Here is a 25,586-nt window from a genome sequence, read left to right on the forward strand (position 1 = left end):
CGTGATCGCGTCCACAGCGCCTGTGCCGTGGAGGGTAAGCACCCTCTTCACCTCACACGATTCTCGCCGCGGAAAAGTTCACGGCGGGGACACGCATGGATCGAGCCACGCCGCGAGCGGCGGTTCCACGGGGCGGTGGACATGTGTCCGGAGGAACGGCGAAGGGCGTGTCCCGGCGCGCGCGGAGCGGCGCCGGGACACGCCCGAACGAGCGTGGGCGGAGGGGTCAGCCGCGCGAGGCGCCTGCCTCGTCCGCGGTCGCGTCCTGCCGCTCCACCGGTTCGACCAGGGAGTACATCACCGACCGCTGCTGCTTGTGCCGCCGGATGCGGCCCTTGGCGACGAGCGCTTCGAGGGTGTTGCGCACCACCTGCGGCGTCGGGTTGCGGTCCGGGTGCTTCTCCAGCAGTTCGTCGCGCAGTTCCTTCGCGAGGCGCGGTTCCTCGTACTGGCCGAGCAGCTCCCGCAGGAGATCCCCCAGCAGAGGCTGACGCGACTTCCCCTTCGCGGCAGTCCTCGGGGCGGTGCGGCCGGTGCGTGCGGCGGGGGCGCCGCGCGAGACGGTACGGCGGGCCGGTGCGCCCGTCGCGGCGGGAGCGGGGCCGCTGCCGGACTCCTCGGGTGTGAGGGCCGGTTCCCCCTGGGCCTGCTCGGGCAGGCGGGACGGGTCCGACGTCGCCTCGTACCGCTCGGCGAGGGTCAGGATGTCGACCAGGAGCCCTTCCTCCTGCTTCAACATCTTGATCTTCTCGGCAAGTTCCTGCTGCCGACGGCGATTCTCCTCGAGGTCCGACGCGGCCTGCTCGACGTACCGCGATCGGAGGGTGGCGGCTGATTGGCTGGTCACAACCGTTCACTCCTTCGTATGTGGATGATGTTGCGCATGGTACCCACGCCGGGGGACCTGTGCTCTGGAGTGCGCCTCACGGAAACCGGGCGGACGACGTGTCGACCGTGTGAACCGGTGTGCCGTCCCGGGGGAACGGCCCCTGTTCCGCTGCCGCTGCGGTGTACTCGCCTGTGATTCGGAAAACCTCCTCCGGGAGAAACTTTCCCCCGAACGATGTCCCGGAACCAGCCTGCTCCGCCTCGCGCCCTCGGTGCCCCGTACCGGGCACGACCGTTCAGCGCCGCGCGCGCTCGTACGCCTGACCTGCGGCTTCCTTGGCGGATCCGTGGTGCACCGGGCCGTGACCGGGCACGACGGCATCCGCGTCGACACCTTCGAGTGCGGTCAGGGCGGCAAGGGCCGCGGCGCGGTCCGTGTGGAACATGTCGGGCAGCAGCTGGGGTCCGGCGGTCCTCGACGTCGGGTGCGCGGTCACCAGTGCGTCGCCGCTGATCAGGATGCCGCTGCGGGGCAGGTGGTAGGCGCAGTGACCCTTGGTGTGCCCCGGAGTGTGCACGGGAACCGGGGAGCCGGGCAGGTCCAGCCGCCCCGGCGCGGGAAACGCCAGGGGCCCGGCCACCGGGACGTGGTCCGTTCCGCCGGCCCGCAGCGCGTGCACCGCCCACGGAAGCACACCCGGACGCCACGCCTGTGCGAGCACCTGGCCGATGGACACCTGGTCCAGGAAGTCCCGGCGGGCGTGCGGCACCTCTTCCTCGTGCATCAGGACGGGCACGCCATGGGCTGCCCGGAGCCGTTCGGCTGCCCCGATGTGGTCGTTGTGCGCGTGCGTGACGAGCACGGCGGCCACCGCCTCCGGACGCAGTCCGAGCATGCCCAGCGACGTCAGCACGGCGTCGTGGTCGCCGGGATATCCGGAGTCGACCAGGACGCAGCTGTCCCCCTCCTTGACGATCACCCAGTTGGTGTTGCTCCCGGTGACCGCGTAGACCTCGTCACCGACGTGCACGACGTCCTCGTCGCGCAGTTCCTTCGGCACGTCTTCCCTTCCTCGGTGGGGCCGGCGGATCCGCGTGCGGTCCCTGCGGCCCGCCCCGCGGGAATCCGGCAGGTGGGCAGGGCCCGTCGTGCAGCCCGGCGGCCGGGGCGTGTGCCCGCCGCGGTCCTCGCGGCGGGCACGGGTCGTGCCGCACGTGGGCTCGGCGAGCGCGAGCACCGCATGCGGGGTGTGTCATGCGCGGTCCGGACCGGCGTGGCCGGCCGGGTTCTTCTCCAGGTCCGCGGGGACGGCCCCGGGCGGGCCGAGGATGATGTCGCCGAGTTCCTCGGTGACCGCCTGGAACAGGCCCATGTCCCATTCGGTCTCGGAGGTCGCCAGGTGTGCGGGGGTCCCGCTGCGGCGGATGAGTTCCGCGAACGCGGCCGGGGAGGTGATGTTGAGGGACCGCGCGCCCTCCGGGCCCGCCTTGATCGTGTGCGGGGTGTTCATCGGGATGGCGTAGAAGTCGCCGGACCGCAGCGTGAACGTGTCAGGGCCGGCCCACACGGTCAGACTGCCCTCGACGACCCAGATCCGCTCCTCGTAGCCCGTGTGCAGGTGCAGCGGCGTGCCCGCGTCGGCGGGCAGGACGATGTCCGAGAGGTCGTGCCGGCCGTCCGTCTCCTCCGCGGACGTCAGGATGGACATGCGCAGGTGCTGCCCGAGGACGAACTGGCGGTCCTGCGGTACCGGCGGCGGCGAGGGGAAGTTGTTCACGAGGACGGTCCTGACGGAGTGCGAGGATGACTGGAGGTCCCGACGGCGCGCGGAGTGTGCGCGGACGAACGTCCGGACCGAGTCGCTGATGACAAGGGACCCTATACCCCGGACACACCTCGCGGGGCGGAGAGGTGTCGAAGACACATATTTCCTGACCCGGAGAAACCTGGCAGGGTGTCTCCGGGACACGGTGGAGGATGCCCGGCCGGCCCGTGGTCCGGGCGGCGGCCACACGTCTCCCCTGGGACGCGGAGCGTGCCCGCGGCGCCGCCCAGCCGGATCCCCCGATTCCCGCGGGTCCGGGGTGCCTGCGGTTTCTCGGCCCCTGGGTGCCTGCGGTTTCTCGGAGGCTTGACCTTGCGGCCCTTCGGTCCAACCGGTGGTCCTTCGGGGCCAGGGTCCCTCCGGTCCCTCGGTCCTTTGGTGCCTGCGGTCCCACGGGTCCTTGCGGTCCCACGGGTCCTTGCGGTCCGTCGGGTCCCTGCGGCCCCCGGGCGCGTCGGCGGCGGTCCGGTCCCGCCATCGGCCGGGGCCTGGCCGGGGCGGGCAGCCGGGACCGGGGCCGCCGCCGGGGCTGCGGTGTGGCCGGTGGCGGACCTGGTCCGGCACATGCCGTCGCGGTCGTGAAGCCGACCGACCGCACGTCGGCGGTGCACCCGGTTCCGCCAGCTCAGAGTCCGCCGCACGACCGGCTCGCACCCGTACGCTCCGGCAACGAGCGCGCCGGACCCGAGCGCCGGTGAACCGGCCGCGCGGTCCCAGCTCTTGACAGATGCCCCGCCTCGCCACAGCCTATGGCCACACCTATGGCAACGTTGTCAGACCCGGGCGGGGCAGCCCCGCGCCAGGCCGCTCGTGCCACCCGCCCACCCTGTGATTGGACGACTCACATGGCCGACCAGGCGAGTCCATCGCACCGCCCCTCCCGGCGCACCGTCGTGGCCACCGGCTCGACACTGCTGGCCGGGTTCAGCCTCGGCACGGTGTTCCCGGCCGCCGCGGCCGGCGCCGAGCGCGCCGGGCAGCCGGCCGCCTCCGCCGCCGCCCCCGCCTCCGGTGAACTCGCCGCGTACCGCCCGGTCGAGGTCTCCTCGCAGGCGTACGCGCCCGCCCCGGCCGAGTTCGCGGTGGACGGCATCGGCGCACAGGGTGTGCGCGGCACCGGCTGGCGTGCGGCGGCGGGCGACCCGCAGTGGATCTCGGTCGACCTCCAGGCGGAGTGCCGGGTCGACTGGATCCGGCTGACCTTCGAGGCCGACGCGAGCGACCCGGTGTTCACCCCGCCGAGCGACGGCAACCCGCACCAGGGCACCACCGGCACGGAGATCCAGTCGAGCTACGCCACGGAGTTCGTCGTGGAGACCTCCCGGGACCGCGCGTCCTGGACGAGCGTGTACCGGACCACCGCGGGCACCGGCGGCCGGGTCGACATCCAGTTGCCGAGGCCCGTCACCGCCCGCTGGGTGCGCATGACGGCCCGCAGGCGTTCCAGCCCCAACCCGCTGGGCGTCAACGGCTTCGAGGTGTACGGCGCCGTCCACGGCAGGCGCCCCGACGCCACCGGCTGGACCGACTGGGGCACCCACCACACCCCCGCCCCGCCGCTCACCGTCGCCGCCGACGGCACCGTGCCCCTGGAATCCGGCTGGACCCTCACCCTGGACGACCGGGCCGGCGGCGACGGCGCCCACCTGTCCACCACCGGCGTCGACACCAGCCGCTGGCTGCCCGCCACCGTGCCCGGCACCGTCCTCGGCTCCCTCGTCGACCAGGGCAAGCTGCCCGACCCGGTCGCCGGACTGAACAACCTGCACGTCCCCGAGGCGCTTTCCCGCCACTCCTGGTGGTACAAGCGCGACTTCGAGCTGCCGCGCGGCCTGCGCACCGGCGCCGGACGGCACATCTGGCTGGAGTTCGACGGCGTCAACCACCAGGCGGACATCTGGCTCAACGGACGGCAGGCCGGCACCGTCACCTTCCCCTTCGCCCGCTGCGCCCACGACGTCACCGCGCTCCTCACCCCCGAGGGCCGCAACGCGCTCGCGGTGAAGATCACCCCCATGCCGGTCCCCGGCAGCCCCGGCGACAAGGGCCCCGACGGCTCGGCCTGGGTGGACGCCGGCGCCGACCAGATGAACCGCAACTCGCCGACCTACCTGGCCTCCTCGGGCTGGGACTGGATGCCCGCAGTCCGGGACCGCGGCGCGGGCATCTGGAACCACGTGCGGCTCAGATCCACCGGGCACCTCGTCATCGGTGACCCGCGCGTGGACACCGTGCTGCCGGAGCTGCCCGACCTTTCGGTCGCCGAAGTGACCGTCACCGTCCCGGTCCGCAACGCCGACACCGCCGACCACAGCACCACCGTCACCGCCGCCTTCGACGGCATACGTGTCTCGCGTACGGTCACCGTCCCCGCGGGCAGGAGCGTCGACGTCACCTTCGCGCCGGACGCCTACTCCCGCCTGCGGATCAGGAACCCCCGCCTGTGGTGGCCCAACGGCCTGGGCGAACCCACGCTGCACGACCTCACCCTCACCGCCGAGGCAGGCGGCACCGTCAGCGACCGGCGCACCACCCGCTTCGGCATCCGCCAGTTCGGCTACGAGCACCGCACCCCGCTGCCCTTCACCCCCTCCGCCGACGCCTGCACGCAGTCCGTCGACCTCGGCGCGCAGCACGCCCGGTACGTACGGATCCGCTGTCTGACCCGGGCGACCGACTGGGGCAGCTCGCTGTGGGCGCTGTCGGTGTACGACCGTGCCCGGCCGGGCACCGACCTGGCCCTGCACGCGCCCGCCGACGCCTCCAGCCAGGACCAGGACGACCACGGCGCGGGCAACGCCACCGACGGCGACGCCGGCACCCGCTGGGCCTCCGCCTGGCAGGACGACCAGTGGATCCGCGTCGACCTCGGCGCGTCCCAGGACTTCGACCGCCTCGACCTGGTGTGGGAGCAGGCGTACGCGCGGACGTTCGTCGTGCAGGTCTCCGACGACGGCACCGACTGGACGGACGCCAAGTCCGTGGACAACACGGCGGTGCCGCTGCCCTTCAACAGCGGCGACGCCAGTCTGCGGGTCACCGACTTCGCCCCGCGCACCGCCCGGTACGTGCGCCTGGAGTGCGGGCTGCGCAACACCAGCTGGGGCAACTCCCTGTGGTCGCTCGCCGTCGTCGACAGCGCCGCGCCCGGCACCGACCTCGCCCTGCACCGCACGGCGAGTGCCTCCAGCGAGGAGGACGGCCACCCGGCCGCGCACGCCACCGACGGCAACCCCGGCACCCGCTGGTCCTCCGCCTACGAGGACCACCAGTGGATCCAGGTCGACCTCGGCTCGGCCCGCCGCTTCGACCGGGTCGCGGTCCTGTGGGAGCAGGCGTACCCGAAGACGTACACCGTCAAGGTGTCCGACGACGGGAACACCTGGAGCGACGTCACCACCGTCTCCAACACACCCGAACCGCTGAAGATCAGCGTCAACGGGGTGCGGGTGCTGGTGCGCGGCGGCAACTGGGGCTGGGACGAACTGCTGCGCCGCATGCCCGCGGAGCGGATGGACACGGCGGTGCGCATGCACCGCGACATGAACTTCACGATGATCCGCAACTGGGTCGGCAGCAGCAACCGCGAGGAGTTCTACGCCGCCTGCGACGCGCACGGCATCCTGGTGTGGAACGACTTCCCCAACGCCTGGGGGATGGACCCGCCGGACCACGACGCCTACAACGCCATCGCCCGCGACACCGTCCTGCGCTACCGCATCCACCCGAGCGTGGCCGTGTGGTGCGGTGCCAACGAGGGCAACCCGCCCGCCGCGATCGACCAGGGCATGCGCGAGGCCGTCGAGAAGGGGGCGCCCGGCATCCTCTACCAGAACAACTCCGCCGGCGGCATCGCCACCGGCGGCGGCCCCTACGGCTGGGTGGAGCCCGCCCGCTACTTCGACCCGGCCACCTACGGCAGCAAGAACTTCGGCTTCCACACAGAGATCGGCATGCCCGTCGTCTCCACCGCCGCCAGCACCCGCCGCATGACCGGCGGCGAACCGGAGTGGCCCATCGGCGGCGCCTGGTACCACCACGACTGGAGCGAGCACGGGAACCAGGCACCGCAGAACTACAAGGCGGCCATCGAGGCACGCCTGGACACCGCCCGCGACCTGGACGACTTCACGGCCAAGGCGCAGTTCGTCAACTACGAGAACTTCCGCGCCATGTTCGAGGCCTGGAACGCCCACCTGTGGGACGACGCCAGCGGCCTGATGCTGTGGATGTCCCACCCGGCCTGGCACAGCACCGTATGGCAGACCTACGACTACGACTTCGACGTCAACGGCGCCTACTACGGGGCACGCACCGCCTGCGAGCCGCTGCACGTCCAGGCGGACCCGGTCAAGGGCGAGGTCATCGCGGTCAACCACACCCGCGCGGCGCTGCGCGGTGCCACGGTCACGGCCGAGACGTACGGCCTCGACGGCCGCCGGACCGGCCCGGCCCGCAGCACACGTGTCGACGTCCCGGCCGCCGCCACCACACAGGCCTTCACCGCTGCCTTCACCGACGACCTGCCCGGCCTGCACCTGCTGCGCCTCACGCTGCGGAGCGCCGGGGGAGGGACGCTGTCGCGCAACACCTACTGGCGCTACCGCACACCGGAGGCGATGCGCGCGCTCAACCGGCTGAAGCAGGTCAAGCTCGCCGTGTCCGCCTCCCACGTCTCCCGCCACGGCGACCGGCGCGAGGCGACGGCCACCGTCCGCAACCAGGGGTCCGCCGTGGCCGCGATGGTCCGGCTGTCCCTCCTGGACGCCCATGGGGACCGGGTGCTGCCCACGCTCTACGGCGACAACTACCTGTGGCTGCTGCCCGGGGAGGCGCGGACGGTCACCCTGTCCTGGGCCGCCCGGGGCCGGTCGTCCGGGTGGGAGCTGCGGGCGGAGGGGTACAACACGGGGCCGGTCGGAGTCCGCGTCTGAGGGGGCGGCCCGTTCTGCCGACAGTAAGACACATGCCAGGGAACCGGACTCCTTGTCTGTCGATCATGTGTTCCCTAGCATGTGTCTGCCCGGCAGCCCCTTCACCCCAAGAGGTGTATTTCCTTGTCTGTCAGATCCGTTTCCCTGCGTGCCGCCGCCACCTTCGTCGGAGCGGCGGCCCTGGCTTCCGGTGCCCTGCTGTCGAGCGGTCCGGCGCAGGCGGCGACCGCCTCGATCGGCGCGGGGCGCGTGCAACTGTGCGCCCAGGGGAACTACGCGGCCTACCTGGTGTTCAACACCGCTGAGCAGGACCAGTCGGCGACGGCCACCGCCACGGTCGCCCAGGGGACCTGCCAGACCTTCGACATCACGAACTACGGTGGCCACAGGCAGACCGGCATCAGCGTCTTCGGAAAGTTCAACACCAGCAACAGCTCCTTCTACGTCGACGGATTCAACGTCGACCCCACGGGCAGCGGCTGGAAGCTCTTCGCCAGGGGGACGACGGCCGACGGCGCCGCCGCCGCTTACCTGGTGATCGAAGCCCAGCCACGCAGCTGAGCCGGAAGCAGAGATCCCGCTCGGGCCGGGGGGCCGGGCGGGATCTCTGCTTTCTCCCCGTCAGCGGACGTGCTCGACAGGTGTCCGGTCCGCCGTGCCGGGCGTGCCCGCGGGCAGGTCCTCGGGCAGCAGCGTGGTCAGTGCCTCCAGGTCCGGCGCGGACAGGGAGGCGAGACGGCCCGCCTGACGGGTCATCATGGTCTCCATCAGCTGCCGGGCCAGGCGGGCGTTGCCGAAGGACCGGGTGCGCGGCAGGGCGTCCAGGTGGGCGCGCAGCGCCTCGCGGGTCGCGGGCGCGCAGACGTAGCCCGCCGCGGTGGCCTGTTCGTCGATGATGGACAGCAGTTCGTCGGTGGAGTAGTCCTCGAAGGAGACGTGGCGGGAGAAGCGGGACGCCAGGCCGGGGTTGGAGGCCAGGAAGCCCTCCATCTCCTCCGGGTAGCCCGCGACGATCACCACGACCTCGTCCCGGCGGTCCTCCATCAGCTTCAGCAGGGTGTCGACGGCCTCCCGGCCGAAGTCCTGCGGGGAGTTGGCCGGTGTCAGCGTGTACGCCTCGTCGATGAACAGCACACCCCCGACGGCCTCCTCGAACTTCTCCGTGGTGAGCTGCGCGGTGTGTCCGATGTAGCGCCCCACCAGGTCGGCGCGGCTCACCTCGACGAGCCGGCCGCTGGAGAGGACGCCGAAGGAGCGCAGCAGCTCGGCGTACAGGCGGGCCACCGTGGTCTTGCCCGTGCCGGGCGGCCCGGAGAACACCAGGTGGTGGCTGATCGCGGGCGTGGGCAGACCCACCGCCGCGCGCTGCCGGTAGGCGGTGAGCAGGTCGACGATCCCGCCGACCTCCCGCTTGACCGCCGCCAGACCGGTCATGGCGCGCAGCCGGGCCAGCGCGTCCGACTCACCGGGTCCCTTCCTGACCTCCGTGCGCACCTCCTCGGCCTCGTCGGCGCCCACGTCCTCGGGGACCATGAGCATCAGATCGGCCTCGCTCGCCTCCTGCTGGGTCGCCAGCCGCAGCGACTGCCGGTCGATCATCTCCTCGAAGACCTGGCGGGCGGCCCGGCCGTTGCCGAACGTCGCGTCCCGCCGCATCCGGGAGAAGCGGATGCCGAGCGCCTCCCGGGTCAGCGGATCCAGGACGTACCGGTGGGAGGCGCACATGTTCTCGGTGATGGTGACCAGTTCGTCCACCGAGTAGTTCTCGAACTCGATGGTCCGGGTGAACCGCGAGGCCATGCCCGGGTTCGCGGCCAGGAAGTCCGTCATCTCCTTGGGGTAGCCCGCGACGATGACCACGGTGTCGTCGCGGTGGTCCTCGATCAGTTTGACGAGGGTGTCGATGGCCTCCTGCCCGAAGTCGACGGAGGAACCCTTGCTGTCGGACAGCAGGGTGTACGCCTCGTCGATGAAGAGCACGCCGCCCTGGGCGCGTTCGAACACCTCCGTCGTCTTGATCGCCGTACCGCCGATCACCTGGGCGACCAGGTCGGCGCGGGACACCTCGACGATGTGGCCCGAGGACAGCATCCCGAGGCTCGCCAGGATCCCGCCGTACAGCCGGGCCACCGTCGTCTTGCCCGTGCCGGGCGGACCGGCGAAGACCAGGTGGCGGCTCATGGGCGGGGCCGGGATGCCGAGCCGGGCCCGCCGCTGGGCGAGCTTGCCCAGGCTGACGAGCATGCTGACCTGTTCCTTGACGTTGTCCAGGCCGATGAGCGCGTTGAGCTCCGCGACCAGCGCGTTCTCCGGCTCCTGGTTCTCCTGCCCGCTGCCGGTGGCCGGCTCGCCCGCGGTGGACGGGGTGTCCTCGGCGGGCGGTTCCGTGCCCACGTCGGGCGTCTTGTTGTCGAGGCTGGTCAGACCGGACAGGGTGAAATGCGCACCGGGACGGGCGTGTTTGACTCCGGCACCCCTGTTGGACCGCACGGTGCAGTCGGTCACCTCCACCGGGCCGTCCGACTCGATCCGGACGCCGTCGCCGGTGTTCCCGCTGAACTCGCACGCCTTGAGGACCGCCCGGCCGTCCGCCGCGACCAGCGCACCGTGCCCGCCGGACCCCAGCACCCGGGTCCTGACCAGGTGCAGCTCGCCCTTCGCCTCGACCGCGGCGCCCGACGCGGAGGAACCGGAGATCTCGCAGTCGCGCAGGGTGCCCTGACCCTCCGCGCCCACCGAGACACCCGAGCCGCCCGCGCCGCGCAGCGCCGAACTGCCCATGTGCGGGTTGCCGCCCCCCTCGATCCGCAGCGCGTGCCCGGCGCAGTCACCGACCTCGCAGTCCTCGAACCTGCCCCGGGCCTGCCCCGAGACCTGGATGCCCGCCCCGCGCGCCTCGGTGACGCGGGCGCGGCGCAGCAGCGGGTTCGCCCCCGAGGCCACCGACACCCCGGTGCCGCCCGCCCGCACCACGTCCAACTGGTCGAACTCGGCGGCGGACTCCCCCTCCAGCAGCAGGCCGGTGCCCTTGCTGCCGGTGACCCGGGCGCCGGTGAAGGACGGGGTGCTGGACTCCTCGACGTGCACGGCCGCCGCTTCGGCCCCGTCGAAGGCGCAGTTCACGAAGTAGCCGCGGGAACGCCCGGTGACGTACACGCCGCTGCCCTGCGTCGCGGAGGTCTCGCAGTACGACAGCTGCGGATCGGAACGGTCGGCGACGACGAAACCGTGGCCGCCCGAACGGTGCACCGCCACGTGGGACAGCTCGGTGCGCACCGAACTCGACACGTGCACACCGAGCGTGCAGTCCCGCAGCGTGGTCCGCACCACCCTCAGCGACGTGCCGCCCTCCAGCGCGATGCCCGGCTTCTCGGTGGTGGCGATCTCGCAGTCCTCGACGACCCCGCGCGACTGGCCGTTGGCCAGCACGCCGTTGCCCCGGGCGTCGCGCATGCGGCAGTTGCGCACGGTCACCCGGCCCTCCTCGCTGACCACGACCGCCGACGTGCCGAGGTTCTCGATGAGGCAGTCCTCGATGACACTGCCCGTCGAACCGGCCTCCACGATGCCCGCCCCGGTGGGGTTGGTGACCCGGCACGACCGCATCGCCAGGGAGCCGCTGCCCCGGCTGAGCAGTGCCGTCCAGCCCGCGCCCAGGACCTCGCAGCCGTCCAGGGCGACCTGCCCGCGCACCGCGTCGATCACCGGCAGCTCCCCCTCACCGGCCCGCAGCAGCAGGTCGGTGAGCATCACGGCGTCCGCCGCGAGGGTCACCGCCGCCCCCTTGGCGGGGGCGATCTCGACGCTGCCGCGCGGGCCGTCGGCGACGATCGTCACCCGGTTCTGCACGACCAGGGTCTCCTGGTAACTGCCCGGCCGGACGCTGATGATCGCTCCCGGACGGGCGTTGAGCAGAGCCGCGCCGATCGTCGCGTGATCGCAGCCGCCCTCCCGGCCGACGGTGATCAGATGGCGGGCCACGACTGCTCCTTCCCGTCGGGTGCGGACGGCCGGGACGCCCGGTCAGGGGCGCCGGCGGGCGGCGCGGCGGGACCCGCGCCGCAGGCACGGCGGTGCGCGCTCTGCATGGTGATTACCTCTTCGGGGTGGGGTACCCGGCCGGGCTGGTCGGCCGGGCCGTACTCAGTGCTGCGTCCCGGCGGCCCACAGAACGCGGCCGTCGGTGGCGAGGATCGTGACGTTGCCGTCGTTCTGGAGGACGAGCCGGGCGCCGTCGTGGCCGCCCGAGCCGGACGACCAGCGGGTCTGCTGCGCCGCCGTACGGACGACGAGGTCGCCGTCGGACTGGAGGACGGCGTAGTCGCCCTGGCCCGAGGTCTGCGAGGACCAGCGGACCGTGCCGTTCTCGTCCGTGATGACGAGGTTGCCGTCGGAACGCATCGTCAGGTGCGTCCGGTTGGAGGCGAGGCTCTGCCCGGGGCGCAGGACGTGCGTGCCGCTGAAGACCTCGGTGCCCCATCGAGGGGCGGGCTCGGGATCGGGGTGTGCGGCCGGCTTCGGGTCGGCGGCGGTGCCGTCGCCCTGCGCCGGGGCGCCGGGGTCGGTGCCGGTGTCGGGGGTGGTGGTGTGGTCGGGGGTGGTGGCGACCGCGCTCGAACCGGTGGCGTGGTCGTGGGGCGCGTCAGGGTCGGTCGTGGTGGGTTCGAGCGGGGTGAGGGGAGTCTCCGCGGGCGTGGCCGTGGAGGCGGAGGCGGCGGCGCGCGCCTGGGGCGCGGCGGGCTCGGCCGCGGACGCGGCCGTGGCACCGGCCGCGGTTGCTGTCGCGGCCACGCGCGCGCGGGCCGTGGCCGTCGCCGGTTCGGAGCCGGCCTTCGCCGGCGTGCCGGCCGCCGCCTTCGCGGTGGCGTTCTTCACGGCCGCGGTCTTCGTCGCCGCGGTGTTCGCGGCGGAGGCGGCGGTGGTCGTGCCGTCCGGCTTCCTGGCGGCAGCGGTGCCTGCGCCCGTGCCGGCACCGGTGACCGCGGTTTTGGCGGTCGCGGTTCCGGCCGGCGTGTCCGGGTGGGCCGCGGCCGGTACGGTCTGCCGCGCCGCTCCCTTCCCGGGAGCCCCGGCGGCCGTAGCGGTGTGCTGCGGCACGGCGGAACGGACCGGGGAGGAGACGTCCGCCGCCACTGCGGGCGGGGTGTTCGACGATGCCGTTCCCGTTCCCGCCGGGACGTTCCCGGCCCGGTCGGCGGTGTCCGCGGCGAGCGCCTGGGGCACGGCGGCGGGGGAGTTCGCCGCCGTCCGGCCGCCCGACGAGGCGGCCGGAGCGTGCCACGCGCCCGCCCCCGGGTCCAGCAGACCACCGGCGGAACCGTCGCCGTCGGACTGCGCGACCGGCATCTGGCCGGCGTAGGCGTCGGTGTGCCGGTCCGGGGTGCCGCCCTGGCGCTTGGCGACCGGGTCCCCGGCGCCCATGCCCTCGTAGTTGCGCATGTGGTCCTTGCCGTGGGAGGCGACGAACGGCGTGGCGGCGATGACGGCGCCCGCGACGGCGGCGGCCACCAGGAAGGGCCGTTCGGTGACCCGGGCGGCGAAACCCGTGCCCGGTGTCCGGCGGGGCCCCGACGGCGGGGCGGACGCCGCGGCCTCGCCGGCCGCCTCGGCGCCGGCCTGCCGGGCGTCGTCGCCCGTGCCGCCAGGCCGCCAGGCCTCCGGGTCCGCCTCCGGCGCCGGCTCCGGGCTCCGGGGCGCGGACAGCGCCGTGGCCAGCGCCCGCGCGGTCTTCTCGTCCTGGCCGGCGCCCAGCGGGTCGGCCGGGGCGAACGGGCTCATGCTGGCCCCGTCGGGCATCGGCAGTGCGGCGGCCCGCCGGATCCGCGGCGCGGTGGCGGAGGCCGCGTCGGCCGGGGCGGCCGGAGTGGCTGCGGTCCTCGGGGTTCTGGGAGACATGGGACTCCTTGTACGGGGCGGGCCGGTGCCGGAGCACCGGCGTGATGGCCGGGAGGGCAGGAGGGGGGCGGGTTCAGGCGGTGCCGGTGTGCGGCGGCACCGCCGTGCCCGCCGCCGCGGGTCGGGTCGTCGGTGTGCGCGCGGCCGTGCCGGCGGACAGATCCATGGCGGCGCGCAGCCGTTCGAGGAGGGCGACGTCGGAGGCGGTCAGCTCCGTCGTGCCGGACGAGCGGTCGTGCGGGGGCAGTTCGCGCAGCAGGCCGACCGTGGCCGGACCGCGCCGCGCGACACCGAGGAACCGGAAGCCGGAGTGGCGGGAGAACACGACCTCCCTGCTCTCCTCGTCCAGGAGGACACCGGCGCGGCGGCCCGTCACCGACCAGATGAGCACGTGATCGGTCGCCGGCGGTGGACCGGCGGCCTCGGCCGCCGTACCGCGGACCGGGAACTCGCCGTCCAGACGGGCCCCCACCAGGTCGGGCGTCAGGCGGGCGGTGAACTGCGGGCCGGCGCTGACCACGGCACCACGGTAGGAGGGAAGTCTGCGCAGCCCCCACTCCACACAGCGCAGCAACGCCAGCGTCGACTCGTCCCCGTCGGTCACGGACGTGCCCAGTTCCGACTCGTCCACGGCGGTCAAGTACACGTGTACGGCCGCCAGATGAGTGAGCGCGACGTCACCGGAGTCCTGCGCGCGCATGCCGGGCAGCCGCGTCATCGCCTGCAGGGCGGCCCTGGTGTGGCGCTCCCAGAACGGACCCAGGGAGGCCCGGAGCCTGTCGTGGTCGCTCCGCGCGTCCGGCGGCGGCTCCTGGGGGCGGGGCGTCGGCGCGGTCCGCCGGGGGGCGGGCCCGTGCTGCGGGGAGGAGGCCTGCGGAGCCGGCGGCCGGAGCCAGGTCTCCCTCGTCGAAGCGGGGGAGGGCGTCTCGCGCGGCACGGGCGGGGGCACCGCGGGCACGGCCGCCGACGTGGCTCGTGGAGGGGCCGCCTCGCCCGGGGTCTCCGTGGCGCCGGTGCCCGCCGTGGCGTACGCGGGCCGTCCGGAAGGCGCGTCCGGTGCGGCCGGGCGGTGGGGGGTGTCCGGTGAACCGGGCAGGTCCGGTGCGCTCGGTGCGGCCACCGCGCCCGGCGTGGGGGCGGACGTGGTCGCGAGCGGGACCCCCGGCGTGGACGGCTCCGGCTCAAGCACCGGTTCAGGCACCGGCTCCGGTTCAGGCACCGGCTCCGACTCCGGGTCAGACACCGGCTCAAGCACCGGTTCCGGCTCCCGTTCCAACTCGGGCGATGGGACGGGACGGCCTGCGGCCCCGGGCGCGTCGTCTCGCGCGGACTCGTCGTCAGGTTCCATCCCCGGCACCGCCCCCGGCCCCGCTGCTTCCACGGCACCGGCCTCCTCCGCCGTCCGTGCCGACGGATCCTGGGCCAGCAGCGAGAAGCCGTGCCGCACGGCCAGCCTGCGCAACTGGTCCATCCCGTTGGCGCCGAGGACACCGTGGACCCGCACCACCGCACGTTCCCGTTCCTCCGCCTCCATGTCCCGGAGGATCCCGTCGAGGTGCGGCCAGAGGGAGTCGTCCAGCGCGCGCCGGGGCGCGCCGAGGTCGACGGCCACGACGTCGGGCGCGACCGGCCGGTGCGCGGCGGCGTGCGGCGGACGGGTGCTGCGCGGACCGATCCACAGGCCCGCCGGGGTCACCGCCGCCTTCCAGCGGCCGTCGAGCACCAGCGCGTCCGGCTCCGCCCCCTCGCGGCGCAGCCCGGCCGGAGCGCGCCAGGCGGCCACCCGGACCGGCGGCCGGACCCCGTTCGCCATGGGCGGGCAGACCACGGCCTCCACGTACGGACGCCAGGAGGGCGTCCCGTCGGCGCCGACCATGCGGAGGGAGACGGACGCCTCACCGGGCGAGGCGCCCTCGGTGATCACCGGCACGCCATGGGCCACCTGCGTGTCGGCGCCGATCAGATCGGCCACCGCCTGCCCGGTGCCGATCAGGTCCCGGCCGTCGAGGGACAGCAGCCGCACCGACCGGCGCAGCCGTCCCGGCAGCGCGGCCAGCACGTCCGCCAGCGCTTCGGCGGGCACGTCCGGAGCGCCGAGCAGCACCTGCGGCCGGTCCGGGTCGGGCGGTACGGCGTAGGGCAGGGCGTGCACGACGGGAGCGGTGGCCTGGGCCGGGCGGACCAGCAGGCCCGCCGGGACCGGTTCGACGACGTGTCCGCCGGCCGCTTCCCTCCCCACCCGTTCCAGGGCGGACTCCCAGTCGGGGACCGGCAGCCGGCTGCCGACCCGGCGGGGCACCTCACCGGTGGAGAAGTGCCACCAGCCCCCGGGCGCACCGGGCAGGTCGGGCGAGAACAGGGAACCGTCCGGTACGACGACGGCGGCCCCGGCCGTGGCCAGTACGTCGAACCCCCAGCGTTCGCACAGGAGCCGGGCCACCGAGGGCCGGCCGCCGGCCTCGTCCGCACCCGCGGACATCACCAGGCGCAGCACACGTATGTCGGCCTTACGGCTCTTCTCCAGCGCCGGTGCCAGCTGTTCGCACAGGGCGTCCGCGCCGCCGTCGCCCAGGGACGAGCCGACCACGACGGCGACCTCCCCCTCCCCGGCGGGCCCCAGACAGTCGGCGACGTCCTTGAGCGGCGCGGGCGGGCGGTCGCCCCGGTGCACGAGATGGACCCGTTCGCCGCCGGTGGTCACCGTCAGCGGCCCGGCGGCGCGGGCACCGGTACGCCCGGCGCGCCTTCCGGCACCGCGCCGGATCATCGCCTGCTCCCTGCACGGCTGACGGTCATGCGGTCCTCGCAGCTCTTGGTCGCGTCGGTGGGGTCACGGTCACACCGGAACCCGTGTGTTCTTGACACATGGGTGAGTCCGGTACGGTGCTGACCGGCCGCGCCAGGCCGGAGGGACGGAGCGGGAAACACGGAGGTGTTCCGTCCGCTCCGGTGTGACATGTGGTGTCCGGTGCCGACCCGTCGCCACATGTGCTGTGCTGGACAAGAGTTTACCCGTCGCCGCCGAGACCGGCGACGGATGTCCCACGACCCGGAACCAACGGTCCACCACGCTCAGGGGTTTCAGCCTGTGAACGACGAGAGCACTTCATCCCACCTCGCCCCCGGACGTGTCCGCCGGCACACCCTGCGGTCCGCCGCCGTGCTGCCGCTCCTCGGCGGGCTGCTGGCCCTGACCCCGCCCGTACCGGCGGCCGCGGCACCTGACTCCGGTGCGGCCGTCGCCGACGCGTCGGCCGGGCCGCCGAAGCTGCCCCTGATGCCGCCGGCGCTCACCTCCGGCGCGACCGCGTGCACCAGACCCTCGAAGGTCCAGGTGAACGCGGTGCCCTGGGCACAGCAGAGCCTGAGCCTGGCACGGGCCGCGCGCTACAGCCAGGGGGCCGGCGTGGCGGTGGGCGTGGTGGACACCGGTGTGTCGGCCCACGCGCCGCTGCTCGCCGGGCGGGTGCAGGACACCGGGGACGCCGCCCAGGACTGCGTGGGGCACGGCACCTTCCTCGCCGGGATCGTCGCGGCGGCGCCCGCTCCCGGGGGCGGTTTCAGCGGTGTGGCACCCCTGGCCCGGATCATCGGCGCGCGAGGAACCGACCAGAAGGGCACGGCGAGCGCGGCGCGGGTCGCCGAGGGCATCGAGGCGGTGGTGGCGGCGGGGGCGAAGATCGTCGTGGTGTCGGCCGCGCTGCCCGGGTCCGGTGCCGCGCTGAAGCCGGCCCTCGCGGCGGCGAAGGCCCACGACGTGCTCGTCATCGCCCCCGCCGCACCCGACACCGCGCCCCCCGGCTCCGGGCAGGGCGCGAGCCCTTCTCCCACCGCATACTGGCCGGCCGCCGCTGACGGGGTGCTCTCGGTGGTGGACACCGACATCGACGGCGGCCGGCCCCAGGGCGCGGTTCCCGTCCCCGGGCACGCCGATCTCGCGGCCCCCGGCAACGGCATCACCGGCATCGGACCGTCCGGTCAGGGCTCCTACGTCGCCAACGGGCCGTCGGTCGCCGCCGCGTTCGTCGCCGGCACCGCCGCCCTGGTCCGTGCCCAGCGGCCCGGCCTGAGCGCCGAGGAGACGGCGGCCCGGCTGACGGCGACCGCCGCGCACGCGCAGGTGCCGCTCCTCGATCCCGCGGCGGCGCTCAGCATGGTGCTTCCTTCGGGGGGACCGGCCGCCGCACCGGACGAGACGGCCGTCCGCCTCCCGGCCCCGGCCCCCCGCAGCGGTGTCGTACGGCGTGCGGGGGTGCTCGCGGCGGGGTGCCTGCTGGTGACGGCGGCGGCGGTGGCCGCGATGGCCGTGGCCCGGATCCGCAGGACGCGGCGTGCCGCAGGACGCGGACCGGCCTGAGCGGACGCCGCCCCCGGCCCGCACGGGGCCGCCCCAGTGCCCGCACGGAGCCGTCCAGGCCCGCACGGAGCCGTCCAGGCCCGCGCGGAGCCGTCCAGGCCCGCGCGGAGCCGGGGCGGTCTCTCTCGCGGAGATCCGTACGGAACAGAGCGGGGCAGGGGCCCGGACGCGTCCGGCTCCCGGACCTCGTCCGGTCCCGCTCGGGCCCCGTCGTCCCCCCCGCCGCCGTTCCGCTCAGGGGGCCTCGGCCTACCCCATGCCGTCCTCCTCCGTCCCGTGCAGCAGTCCCAGCTGGATCTGCGTCGCACTGCGGCGCGTGACGTAGCTGCCGCGGCCGGGCGGCAGGATCCTCGGCCTGATGTTGTTGAAGAGGTATCCCTCGCTCGGCGGGCACGACATCAGCAGACCGGGCGTGTTCACCTCCAGCATGCGCCGGACCAGCGGGTCGTTGAGGCCGCGCATCGCGCCCGCGGCGGCCCGGGTGACGACCATGTGCAGACCCACCTCGTACCCCAGCGGCAGGTGTTCCAGCAGGGGCTCGAAGACCGGCCGCATCGGGTTGGCGACGAGGTCGTAGTCGTCGACGAGGACGAACAGCCGGGGGCCCGCCCACCAGTCGGCCTGCCGCATCTGGGCCGGTGAGATGTCCGGCCCGGGAGTGCGGGTCTTCAGGGCCCGGCCCACCCCGTCCACGTACTCGGCCAGTTGGTCGACGGACACCGCGTGGCCCAGCTGGTACTCCTTGGGCACCGCCTCGACGAGTTCGCGGCGGAAGTCGACCACCAGGATCCGGGCCTCGGCCGGTGTGAACCGCTCGACGACCCCCTTCGCCACCAGGCGCAGCAGGTTGGTCTTGCCCGACTCGCTGTCGCCGAAGGCCACCAGGTGCGGGGTCTCGGCGAAGTTGTGCCAGGCCGGTTCCAGCTGCGTCTCCTCGACACCGAGCGCGATGTGGAAGCGGCGTCCCTCGGGCGCGGACGGCAACTGGGCCGCGTCCAGTTCGGTGGGCAGCATGCGCACCGGCGGTGCGGACGGGCCCTGCCAGCTCTCCGCCACGGCCGCCACCAGGTCGGCGACGCCGTCGCTGAGACTGGCCGCGTCGTCGATGCCGTCGATGCGCGGCAGGGTGGTCAGGAAGTGCAGCTTGGAGTCGACCGTCAGACCGCGGCCGGGCACGGTCGGCACGGTCCTGGCCCGCCGCATGTCGATCGTGGAGTCCAGCGGGTCACCCATGCGCAGTTCCAGCTTGGTCCCCGACTGGTCGCGCACGGCCGTGGCCAGTTCCGCCCAGCGGGTGGTGGCGGTCACCACGTGGATGCCGTAGTTCAGACCGCTGGTGGCGAGCTGGGCGACCGTCTGCGTGTGGTCCTGGAACTCCTGCCGCATCGTCTGCCAGCCGTCGATCACCAGGAACACGTCCCCGTGCCGTTCCTCGGGGAACTCACCGGCCGCGCGGCGGCGGCGCAGCGTCGCCATGGAGTCGATCGAGTGCTCCAGGAACAGCCGCTCCCGGTGGGCGAGGAGCGTGGTCATCTCGGCCAGGGTCCGGCCCACCCGTTCGGTCTCCAGCCGGCCCACGACCCCGCCCACGTGCGGAAGGCCGGACAGCGAGGAGAGGGTGCCGCCGCCGAAGTCGAGGCAGTAGAACTGGACCTCGCGCGGGGTGTGGGTGAGGGCCAGGGCGGTGATCAGGCTGCGGACGAGGGTGGACTTGCCGCTCTGCGGGCCGCCCGCGATGGCCACGTGGCCGCCCGCGCCGGCGAGGTCCACCGTCAGCAGGTCGCGTACCTGCTCGAAGGGCTTGTCGACGATGCCGAGGGGGACCCGCAGCCTGCCGCGGCCCTCCCAGTCGGCCGTGGTCAGACCCAGTTCCGGATCGGGGATCAGCGGCGGCAGCAGCGCGTCCAGGGTCGGCGGCTCGCCCAGCGGCGGCAGCCACACCTCGTACGCCGGCGGCCCGGAGTCGCGGAGCCTGTCGAGGGCCACCGCCATCAGGCTGTCCGCCTCCTCCTCGTCCGCACCGGCCGTCGTCGCGGCCGCGGGTTCCTCGGCGGCGGTGTCGTCGCGTCCGCCCACCCAGTCCCCGGTCCACGGCACCACCTGACCGGCGATCTTCTCCTGGGCCAGCGCGCCCACCTTCTGCCGGTAGGGCCCGGAGACGTACGCGGCCCGGAACCGGGTCAGCGGCTCGACACCGCTCTTGAGGAATCCGGCGCCCGGCTGCGACGGCAGCTCGTAGGCGTCGGGCACCCCGAGCACGCCCCGGCTCTCCATCGCCGAGAACGTGCGCAGACCGATGCGGTAGGAGAGATGGCCCTCCAGCTGGTGCATCCGGCCCTCGTCCAGCCGCTGCGAGGCCAGCAGCATGTGCACACCCAGCGAGCGGCCCAGCCGGCCGATGGCCACGAACAGGTCCATGAACTCCCGGTGCGCGGCGAGCAGTTCGCTGAACTCGTCCACGACCACCAGGAGACTGGGCAGCGGCTCCAGCGGAGTGCCGGCCGCGCGCGCCTTCTCGTAGTCGAGGACCGAGGTGAAGTTGCCCGCGCTGCGCAGCAGTTCCTGCCGGCGCTGGATCTCACCGCGCAGGGCGTCCTGCATGCGGTCCACCAGCGACACCTCGTCCGCCAGGTTGGTGATCACCGCGGAGGTGTGCGGCAGCTCGTCGAAACCGAGGAAGGTCGCACCGCCCTTGAAGTCGACGAGCACGAAGTTGAGCGTCTCCGACGAATGGGCCAGGGCCAGTCCCAGCACCAGGGTGCGCAGCAACTCGCTCTTGCCGGAACCCGTGGCGCCGATCAGCATGCCGTGCGGTCCCATGCCGTCCTGGGCGGACTCCTTGAGGTCCAGCTCGACCGGCCGCCCGTCCGCGCCCACCGCGATCGGCACCCGAAGGCGCTGCCGCTGGCCGCCGCGCCGCTCCCAGTACTCGGCGGGGGAGAACCGGTGCAGGTCCGGGATGCCCAGGAGGGCGGTCAGCTGGATGTCGGTGGACAGCGGCTGCGCGGCCTCGGCGGTCGCCCCGGTCCGCATCGGGGCGAGCTGGGCGGCCAGCGCCCGCGCCGCGGCCGGACCGAGGCGGTCCGCACGGCCCAGCGGGATCGTCGTCTCCTTCCGGTCCCGGTCGGTGCGTACGATCTTCAGCTCGTCGTACGCCGGCTGCCCCGGCTCCGCCGGCTCGCCCTCCTCCACACGCAGCCGCAGCACCGTACGACCGGGCCGCCAGGGCAGCCCCCCGCCCAGGTCCACGACGACGGCGTTGCGGAAACCGGCCCGGGCCGCGCGATGCCCCTCGGGCACCTGACCGCCGTCCAGCACCACGACCACGTAGGGCTCGTCGGCGGTCGGCGAGGCACCCGCCTCGAAACCGGAGCGCTCGGTGAACTCCTCACCGAGCAGGTCCTCCAGTTCGGTGAAGGCCGAGGTGATCAGCCGGGCCGGGCCCGCGCCGTCCGTCTCGTCCGGGTGCAGCGCGTGCGGCAGCCACTTGGCCCACTCCCAGTCCGGGCGGTGCTCGGGAGCCACACAGAACGCGATCATCAGGTTCTGCGGGGTGTGGGCCACCGCCAACTGCCCCACCAGGGCGCGCGCGGCAGCCAGCACCTTCGCCCGCTCGCCCTGGAAGAGCACGCGGGCCCAGGCGCGCAGGAACAGCGCGATCGGCTGCTCGGGCACGGTCGAGTAGGCGTTGATGAAGGCCCGCAGCGCGTGCGCGGTCAGCGGGTCGAGGTCCTCCACGGGCTTGGTCGCCTTGTTCACCAGCTGGAGGGAGAGCCGCTGGTCACCGACGGCCAGCCGCACCTCCGCGAAGTCGGCGTCGGAGGCGCGGCGCTCCCACAGCCGGGTGGTGGCGGCGAACGACCACAGCTCCTCCGGCTCCGGGTGCCTCCAGGCCAGGGCGCGCTGCTGCTCGGCCACGGCCGCCCGTGCCTTGCGCCGCATCCCGCCGAGGTAGCGCAGGTAGTCGCGGCGCACCCCCTGCATCTTCTGCTTGCGTTCGGAACCGGACTTCACCAGCTGCCCGACCAGCATCGTGATCATGGACAGCAGCATCAGCCCGACCACGAGGTAGATGACCGGCCCGGTGCCGCTGCCGATACGTGTGTACAGCAGCACCATGCCGACGGACATGCCCGCCATCGGCAGATACGTCAGCAGGCCGGCCGACGAGGAGGGTGTGGCCTCCGACAGGGTCGGTGGCTCCTGGAGAGCCAGTTCGCCGTCGGGCAGGTCCGGGCCGCGCCGACGGACGGGCCTGCGGAAGAAAACCACGCTCAACTGGGTCTCTCCTTCACGTGTGCACGGGGCGGAAGAACCGGGGCCCCGGTGCTGAGGGGGGAGGGGCCTGGGCGGGGCTCACCGCGAGAGCGCCGCACCCGGTCCGCCCCGGCTGGGAACGGCGTGTGCGCCACGTGTCGCCGCGGCGGCACGCGCCGGTGCCGGGCACGGTCCCGGAGACTCACGGTGAAAACACGTTTGTGGCCATGAGAGTATCTGCTGTCAGGCACTGTTGGCGAAGGCACCCGGCATGCCCTCGACCGCCTCACGCTCCGCCCCGGCCCGCTGGCGCCCGCGCCGGGACGAAGCGGCTTCCCAGACCACCTCGCCATGCCCGGCGGCAGGCCCGCCCGCGGTCCGGTCATGGCCGTGCATGTCCCCCGGAAGGCTGTTGCCCTCATGAGCGAAGGCTCGATGAACGGGTTGTGCCGTCTCACGGTGCGCGCCCCTGAGAAGACCCTGGACCTCGCCGTACCGGCCGACGTCCCCATCGCGGACCTGCTGCCCGTGATCGCCACGCACGCCGGTGAGGACCTGGCCGAACAGGGCCTGGAGAACGGCGGCTGGGCCCTCCAGCGCATCGGCGGCAGCCCCCTGGACCTGGAAGGCACACCCGCCTCGCTCGAACTGCGCGAGGGCGAGACGCTGTTGCTGCGCCCCCGGCGCCAGGAGCTTCCGCCGGTCCGCTACGACAGCCTGCTCGAAGCCGTCTCCGCCGCCGTGCGGGGCCTCCCGCACGCCTGGACACCCGACGTCAGCCGCTGGGTGCTGCGGGCCCTGATGGGCGCGGCGCTGCTCGGCTGCCTGGTCCTGCTGGCCACCTCCGGCGGGGCGGCGGGCGACCGGGCCGTGCTCGCCGCGGGTGCCGCCCTGCTGGCCCTGTCCGGCGCCGGTTCGGCGGCGCGCGTCCTGGACGACCGCCCGGGCGGGGTGCTGCTCGGCCTGTCCGGCGCCGCCTTCCTCGCCGTGGCCGGAGCGCTGCTGACCGGCGCCGGACGGCCCGGGGACGGGGCGGCGCGCACCGTCGGCGCGCACCTGGTCGCGGCGGGCGCCGCCGGGGCGGTCGGGCTGGTGCTCGCCACCGCAATGGTGGCCGGGTACCCCGTGGTGTTCGCCGCCGCCGGCGTCGTCTGCGTGGCGGGGGTCCTCGGCGGCGGCGTCATGCTGGGGCTGGACGTGACCTTCCCGCAGGCCGCCTCGGCCGTCGCGGTCGGCGTCGTGCTCTTCGGAGCCTTCATCCCGATGATGTCCTTCTCCCTGTCCGGGCTGCGCCTGCCACCGCTGCCGACCAACCCCGACCAGCTCCAGGAGGGCATCGAACCGCGCACGGAGGAGGACGTGGCCGCCGGAGCGGCCGCGGTCGACCAGTGGATGACCGGCCTGTACGGTGCCGTCGGCCTGGTGTGCGCGGCCTGCCTTGCGGCCATGGCGACCCGGCCGGGCCTTCCGGAGACGATCACGTCCCTGCTCCTGGCTCTCCTGCTCGCCCTGCACGCGCGCACCCTGGGAACCTCCTGGCAGCGGATCGCCCTGGTCCTGCCGGCCGGTGCGGGAAGCGTGTTCCTCGCCGTCGAGCTCGCCCGCGCCCACGGCACCCGCGGTGAACTCCTGGGCACCGCCGCCCTGCTCGCCGCCGCCGCGCTCGCCGGAGTCGTGTGCTGGACGGTTCCCGGGCGCCGGCTGCTGCCCTACTGGGGCCGCGCCGGCGACCTGCTCCACTCCGCCGCGGCCCTCGCGCTGCTCCCGATGACGCTGTGGGTCCTGGACGTCTACCGAAGCCTGCGCGGCCTGAACGGCTGAACTTCCGAGGAGTGTCACCATGCAGTCCCGACGCGACCAGGTCATGGCGCACCAGTTCCTGGTGTCCCGGCTGACCTCCGGCTTGCTGCGCGCCGACCCCGACCTGGCCGAGCCGCCCGCCCGGCGGACCAACCGCGGCATGACCTACGGAATGGTCGTCGCCGTCGTCCTCGCGGCCGGTTTCCTCCTGTTCGGCTTCATCAAGCCGGGCGGCAACACCTCCTGGCGCAGCGGCAAGTCGCTGATCGTCGAGAAGGGGACGGGCACCCGTTACGTCTACGACGGCCGGCTCCACACGGTGCTCAACTACCCCTCCGCCCGCCTGCTGCTCGGCCCGGACATGTCGACCGTCTCGGTGTCCGCGCAGTCCCTGGCCGAGGCCCGTCACGGCAACCCGGTCGGCATTCCCGGAGCCCCCGACTCGCTGCCTGACGCCGCCTCCCTCAACGCGCATCCCTGGCAGGTGTGTGCCGCGACCGAGGTCACCGCGTCCGGGGCGCACAAGCCGCTGACCGTGCTTGCGGTCGACGCGGAGCACGACGGCGTGGGGGTGGGCTCCGACCAGGGTGTGCTGGTGAAGGGGCCGGACGGGGACCCCTACCTGCTGTGGCAGGACAACAGGTTCCGCATCCCCGGGGGCAAGTCCGCGCTGGCAGCGCTCGGTTACGGCGGCACCGACCCGCTCACCGTCTCGGCGGCCTTCCTGGACGGCGTCCCGGCCGGAGCCGACCTCACGGCGCCCGCGCTGGCCGGTCTCGGCTCGGCCGGACCGCATCTGGACGGACACGCGACCAGGGTGGGCCAGGTGTTCACCGTCCAGACACCTGGTTCCGCGCAGCGGTACTACGTGCTCGGCCGCGACGGTCTGGTTCCCCTCACCGCCACGCAGGCGGCCCTGGTGCTCGGCGACCACCGCACCAAGGAGAAGGCGTACCCGGCGAGCGCCCCCGCGGCCGTCGCGCTCTCCGCGCAGGCGCTGGGCGGCACCCTCGCCGCCACGGGCTCGGCCTCCGCCGAGGCCGTACGGCAGTCCGGAGCCCGGCTGCCGCAGCGGCCCCCCGCCCTGCTGACGGTGCCCGACTCCGCCGGCGTCTGCGTCGGCCTCGACGCACAGGGCACCCAGGCACTCCAGGTGACGCTCGCCCTGGTGCCGGTGCGTTCGCTCACCGACCAGGCCCTGCCCCCGCTCAAGGCGTCCGCGCCCGCCTGCCTCGCCGTCGACGGCATCGCCGTGGCCCCCGGCGGGGGCGGTCTGGTGCGTGCCCTGACCAGCTCGGGCGGCGGCACGGGCACCGCGACCTACCTCGTCACCGACAGCGGGGTGAAGTACCGCCTGCCCAGCGCGGACGCCGCCAAGGACCTCGGCTACGACCTCACCGCCGCCGAGGGCCTGCCCGCCGCGCTGCTGAACATGCTTCCGACCGGCCCCGATCTCTCCCCCGCGAGCGCCGCCACCGGCCATGTGTCGGTCACCGGCACACCTACCTGCGGCCGGGACGGCCGGGCCGCCGGCAAATCCGCCTGAGAAACGGTCCGTTGATGTGAACCCCAACCGCATGTATCTCGTGTTAGATATGTGGTGGGAGGTCTGTCGGCGCCACGACGTCTCCCGCCCCCATCCCTGCTCGTGGTCCGGTGTCACTGCCGAAGGACCGGACGGACGAGCCG

The 25,586-nt window shown here is 73.9% G+C and carries 12 protein-coding genes; 5 read left to right on the top strand and 7 right to left on the bottom strand.

Annotated features, from left to right (window positions below; translation table 11 throughout):
* Nucleotides 1-226: 226 nt before the first annotated feature.
* The 3 genes from IG64_RS12975 to IG64_RS12985 form a co-directional block, all read right to left on the bottom strand.
* Nucleotides 227-847, bottom strand: a complete 621-nt coding sequence (locus IG64_RS12975) for a hypothetical protein (protein ID WP_051812787.1) — start codon at nucleotides 845-847, stop codon at nucleotides 227-229.
* 277 nt (nucleotides 848-1,124) lie between these two features.
* Nucleotides 1,125-1,889 carry an MBL fold metallo-hydrolase gene (locus tag IG64_RS12980; protein ID WP_078883960.1) on the bottom strand — a complete coding sequence of 255 codons (765 nt, stop codon included), beginning with the start codon at nucleotides 1,887-1,889 and terminating at the stop codon, nucleotides 1,125-1,127.
* A gap of 192 nt (nucleotides 1,890-2,081) precedes the next feature.
* A complete protein-coding gene (locus IG64_RS12985) occupies nucleotides 2,082-2,606 on the bottom strand; it encodes a cupin domain-containing protein (RefSeq protein ID WP_051812789.1) in 525 nt (174 codons plus the stop codon).
* 893 nt (nucleotides 2,607-3,499) lie between these two features.
* Between IG64_RS12985 and IG64_RS12990 the strand changes: the two genes are divergently transcribed.
* Nucleotides 3,500-7,588: a discoidin domain-containing protein gene (locus IG64_RS12990; RefSeq protein ID WP_037855219.1), complete on the top strand. Its 4,089-nt coding sequence runs from the start codon at nucleotides 3,500-3,502 to the stop codon at nucleotides 7,586-7,588.
* Nucleotides 7,589-7,711: 123 nt separating this feature from the next.
* Nucleotides 7,712-8,149 carry a hypothetical protein gene (locus IG64_RS12995; RefSeq protein ID WP_037855220.1) on the top strand — a complete coding sequence of 146 codons (438 nt, stop codon included), beginning with the start codon at nucleotides 7,712-7,714 and terminating at the stop codon, nucleotides 8,147-8,149.
* Between the two features lie 60 nt (nucleotides 8,150-8,209).
* On the opposite strand, the gene IG64_RS13000 is transcribed toward IG64_RS12995, so the two are convergent.
* The 3 genes from IG64_RS13000 to IG64_RS37575 form a co-directional block, all read right to left on the bottom strand.
* Complete coding sequence (locus tag IG64_RS13000; protein WP_051812792.1) at nucleotides 8,210-11,569, bottom strand: right-handed parallel beta-helix repeat-containing protein; 3,360 nt, start codon at nucleotides 11,567-11,569, stop codon at nucleotides 8,210-8,212.
* Nucleotides 11,570-11,731: 162 nt separating this feature from the next.
* Nucleotides 11,732-13,483 (bottom strand): hypothetical protein, encoded by a 1,752-nt coding sequence (locus tag IG64_RS37910; RefSeq protein ID WP_063758791.1) that lies wholly within the window; start codon nucleotides 13,481-13,483, stop codon nucleotides 11,732-11,734.
* 73 nt (nucleotides 13,484-13,556) lie between these two features.
* Complete coding sequence (locus IG64_RS37575) at nucleotides 13,557-16,250, bottom strand: hypothetical protein (RefSeq protein WP_051812794.1); 2,694 nt, start codon at nucleotides 16,248-16,250, stop codon at nucleotides 13,557-13,559.
* Nucleotides 16,251-16,571: 321 nt separating this feature from the next.
* On the opposite strand from IG64_RS37575, the gene IG64_RS13015 reads away from it, so the two are divergent.
* Complete coding sequence (locus IG64_RS13015; RefSeq protein WP_051812796.1) at nucleotides 16,572-17,840, top strand: S8 family serine peptidase; 1,269 nt, start codon at nucleotides 16,572-16,574, stop codon at nucleotides 17,838-17,840.
* 249 nt (nucleotides 17,841-18,089) lie between these two features.
* On the opposite strand, the gene eccCa is transcribed toward IG64_RS13015, so the two are convergent.
* A complete protein-coding gene (gene eccCa, locus IG64_RS13020; protein ID WP_078883962.1) occupies nucleotides 18,090-22,112 on the bottom strand; it encodes a type VII secretion protein EccCa in 4,023 nt (1,340 codons plus the stop codon).
* 405 nt (nucleotides 22,113-22,517) lie between these two features.
* On the opposite strand from eccCa, the gene eccD reads away from it, so the two are divergent.
* Nucleotides 22,518-23,918, top strand: a complete 1,401-nt coding sequence (gene eccD / locus IG64_RS13025) for a type VII secretion integral membrane protein EccD (RefSeq protein WP_037855222.1) — start codon at nucleotides 22,518-22,520, stop codon at nucleotides 23,916-23,918.
* 19 nt (nucleotides 23,919-23,937) lie between these two features.
* Nucleotides 23,938-25,443: a type VII secretion protein EccB gene (gene eccB, locus IG64_RS13030; protein ID WP_037855223.1), complete on the top strand. Its 1,506-nt coding sequence runs from the start codon at nucleotides 23,938-23,940 to the stop codon at nucleotides 25,441-25,443.
* Nucleotides 25,444-25,586: the final 143 nt, after the last annotated feature.

This window comes from Streptomyces sp. NRRL S-340, assembly GCF_000720185.1.
Taxonomy (GTDB): Bacteria; Actinomycetota; Actinomycetes; order Streptomycetales; family Streptomycetaceae; genus Streptomyces.

Coding starts and splice junctions, on each gene's coding strand:
- IG64_RS37575 (WP_051812794.1), bottom strand. CDS start 16,250: ATGATCCGGCGCGGTGCCGGAAGGCGCGCCGGGCGTACCGGTGCCCGC.
- IG64_RS12990 (WP_037855219.1), top strand. CDS start 3,500: ATGGCCGACCAGGCGAGTCCATCGCACCGCCCCTCCCGGCGCACCGTC.
- eccD (WP_037855222.1), top strand. CDS start 22,518: ATGAGCGAAGGCTCGATGAACGGGTTGTGCCGTCTCACGGTGCGCGCC.
- eccB (WP_037855223.1), top strand. CDS start 23,938: ATGCAGTCCCGACGCGACCAGGTCATGGCGCACCAGTTCCTGGTGTCC.
- IG64_RS37910 (WP_063758791.1), bottom strand. CDS start 13,483: ATGTCTCCCAGAACCCCGAGGACCGCAGCCACTCCGGCCGCCCCGGCC.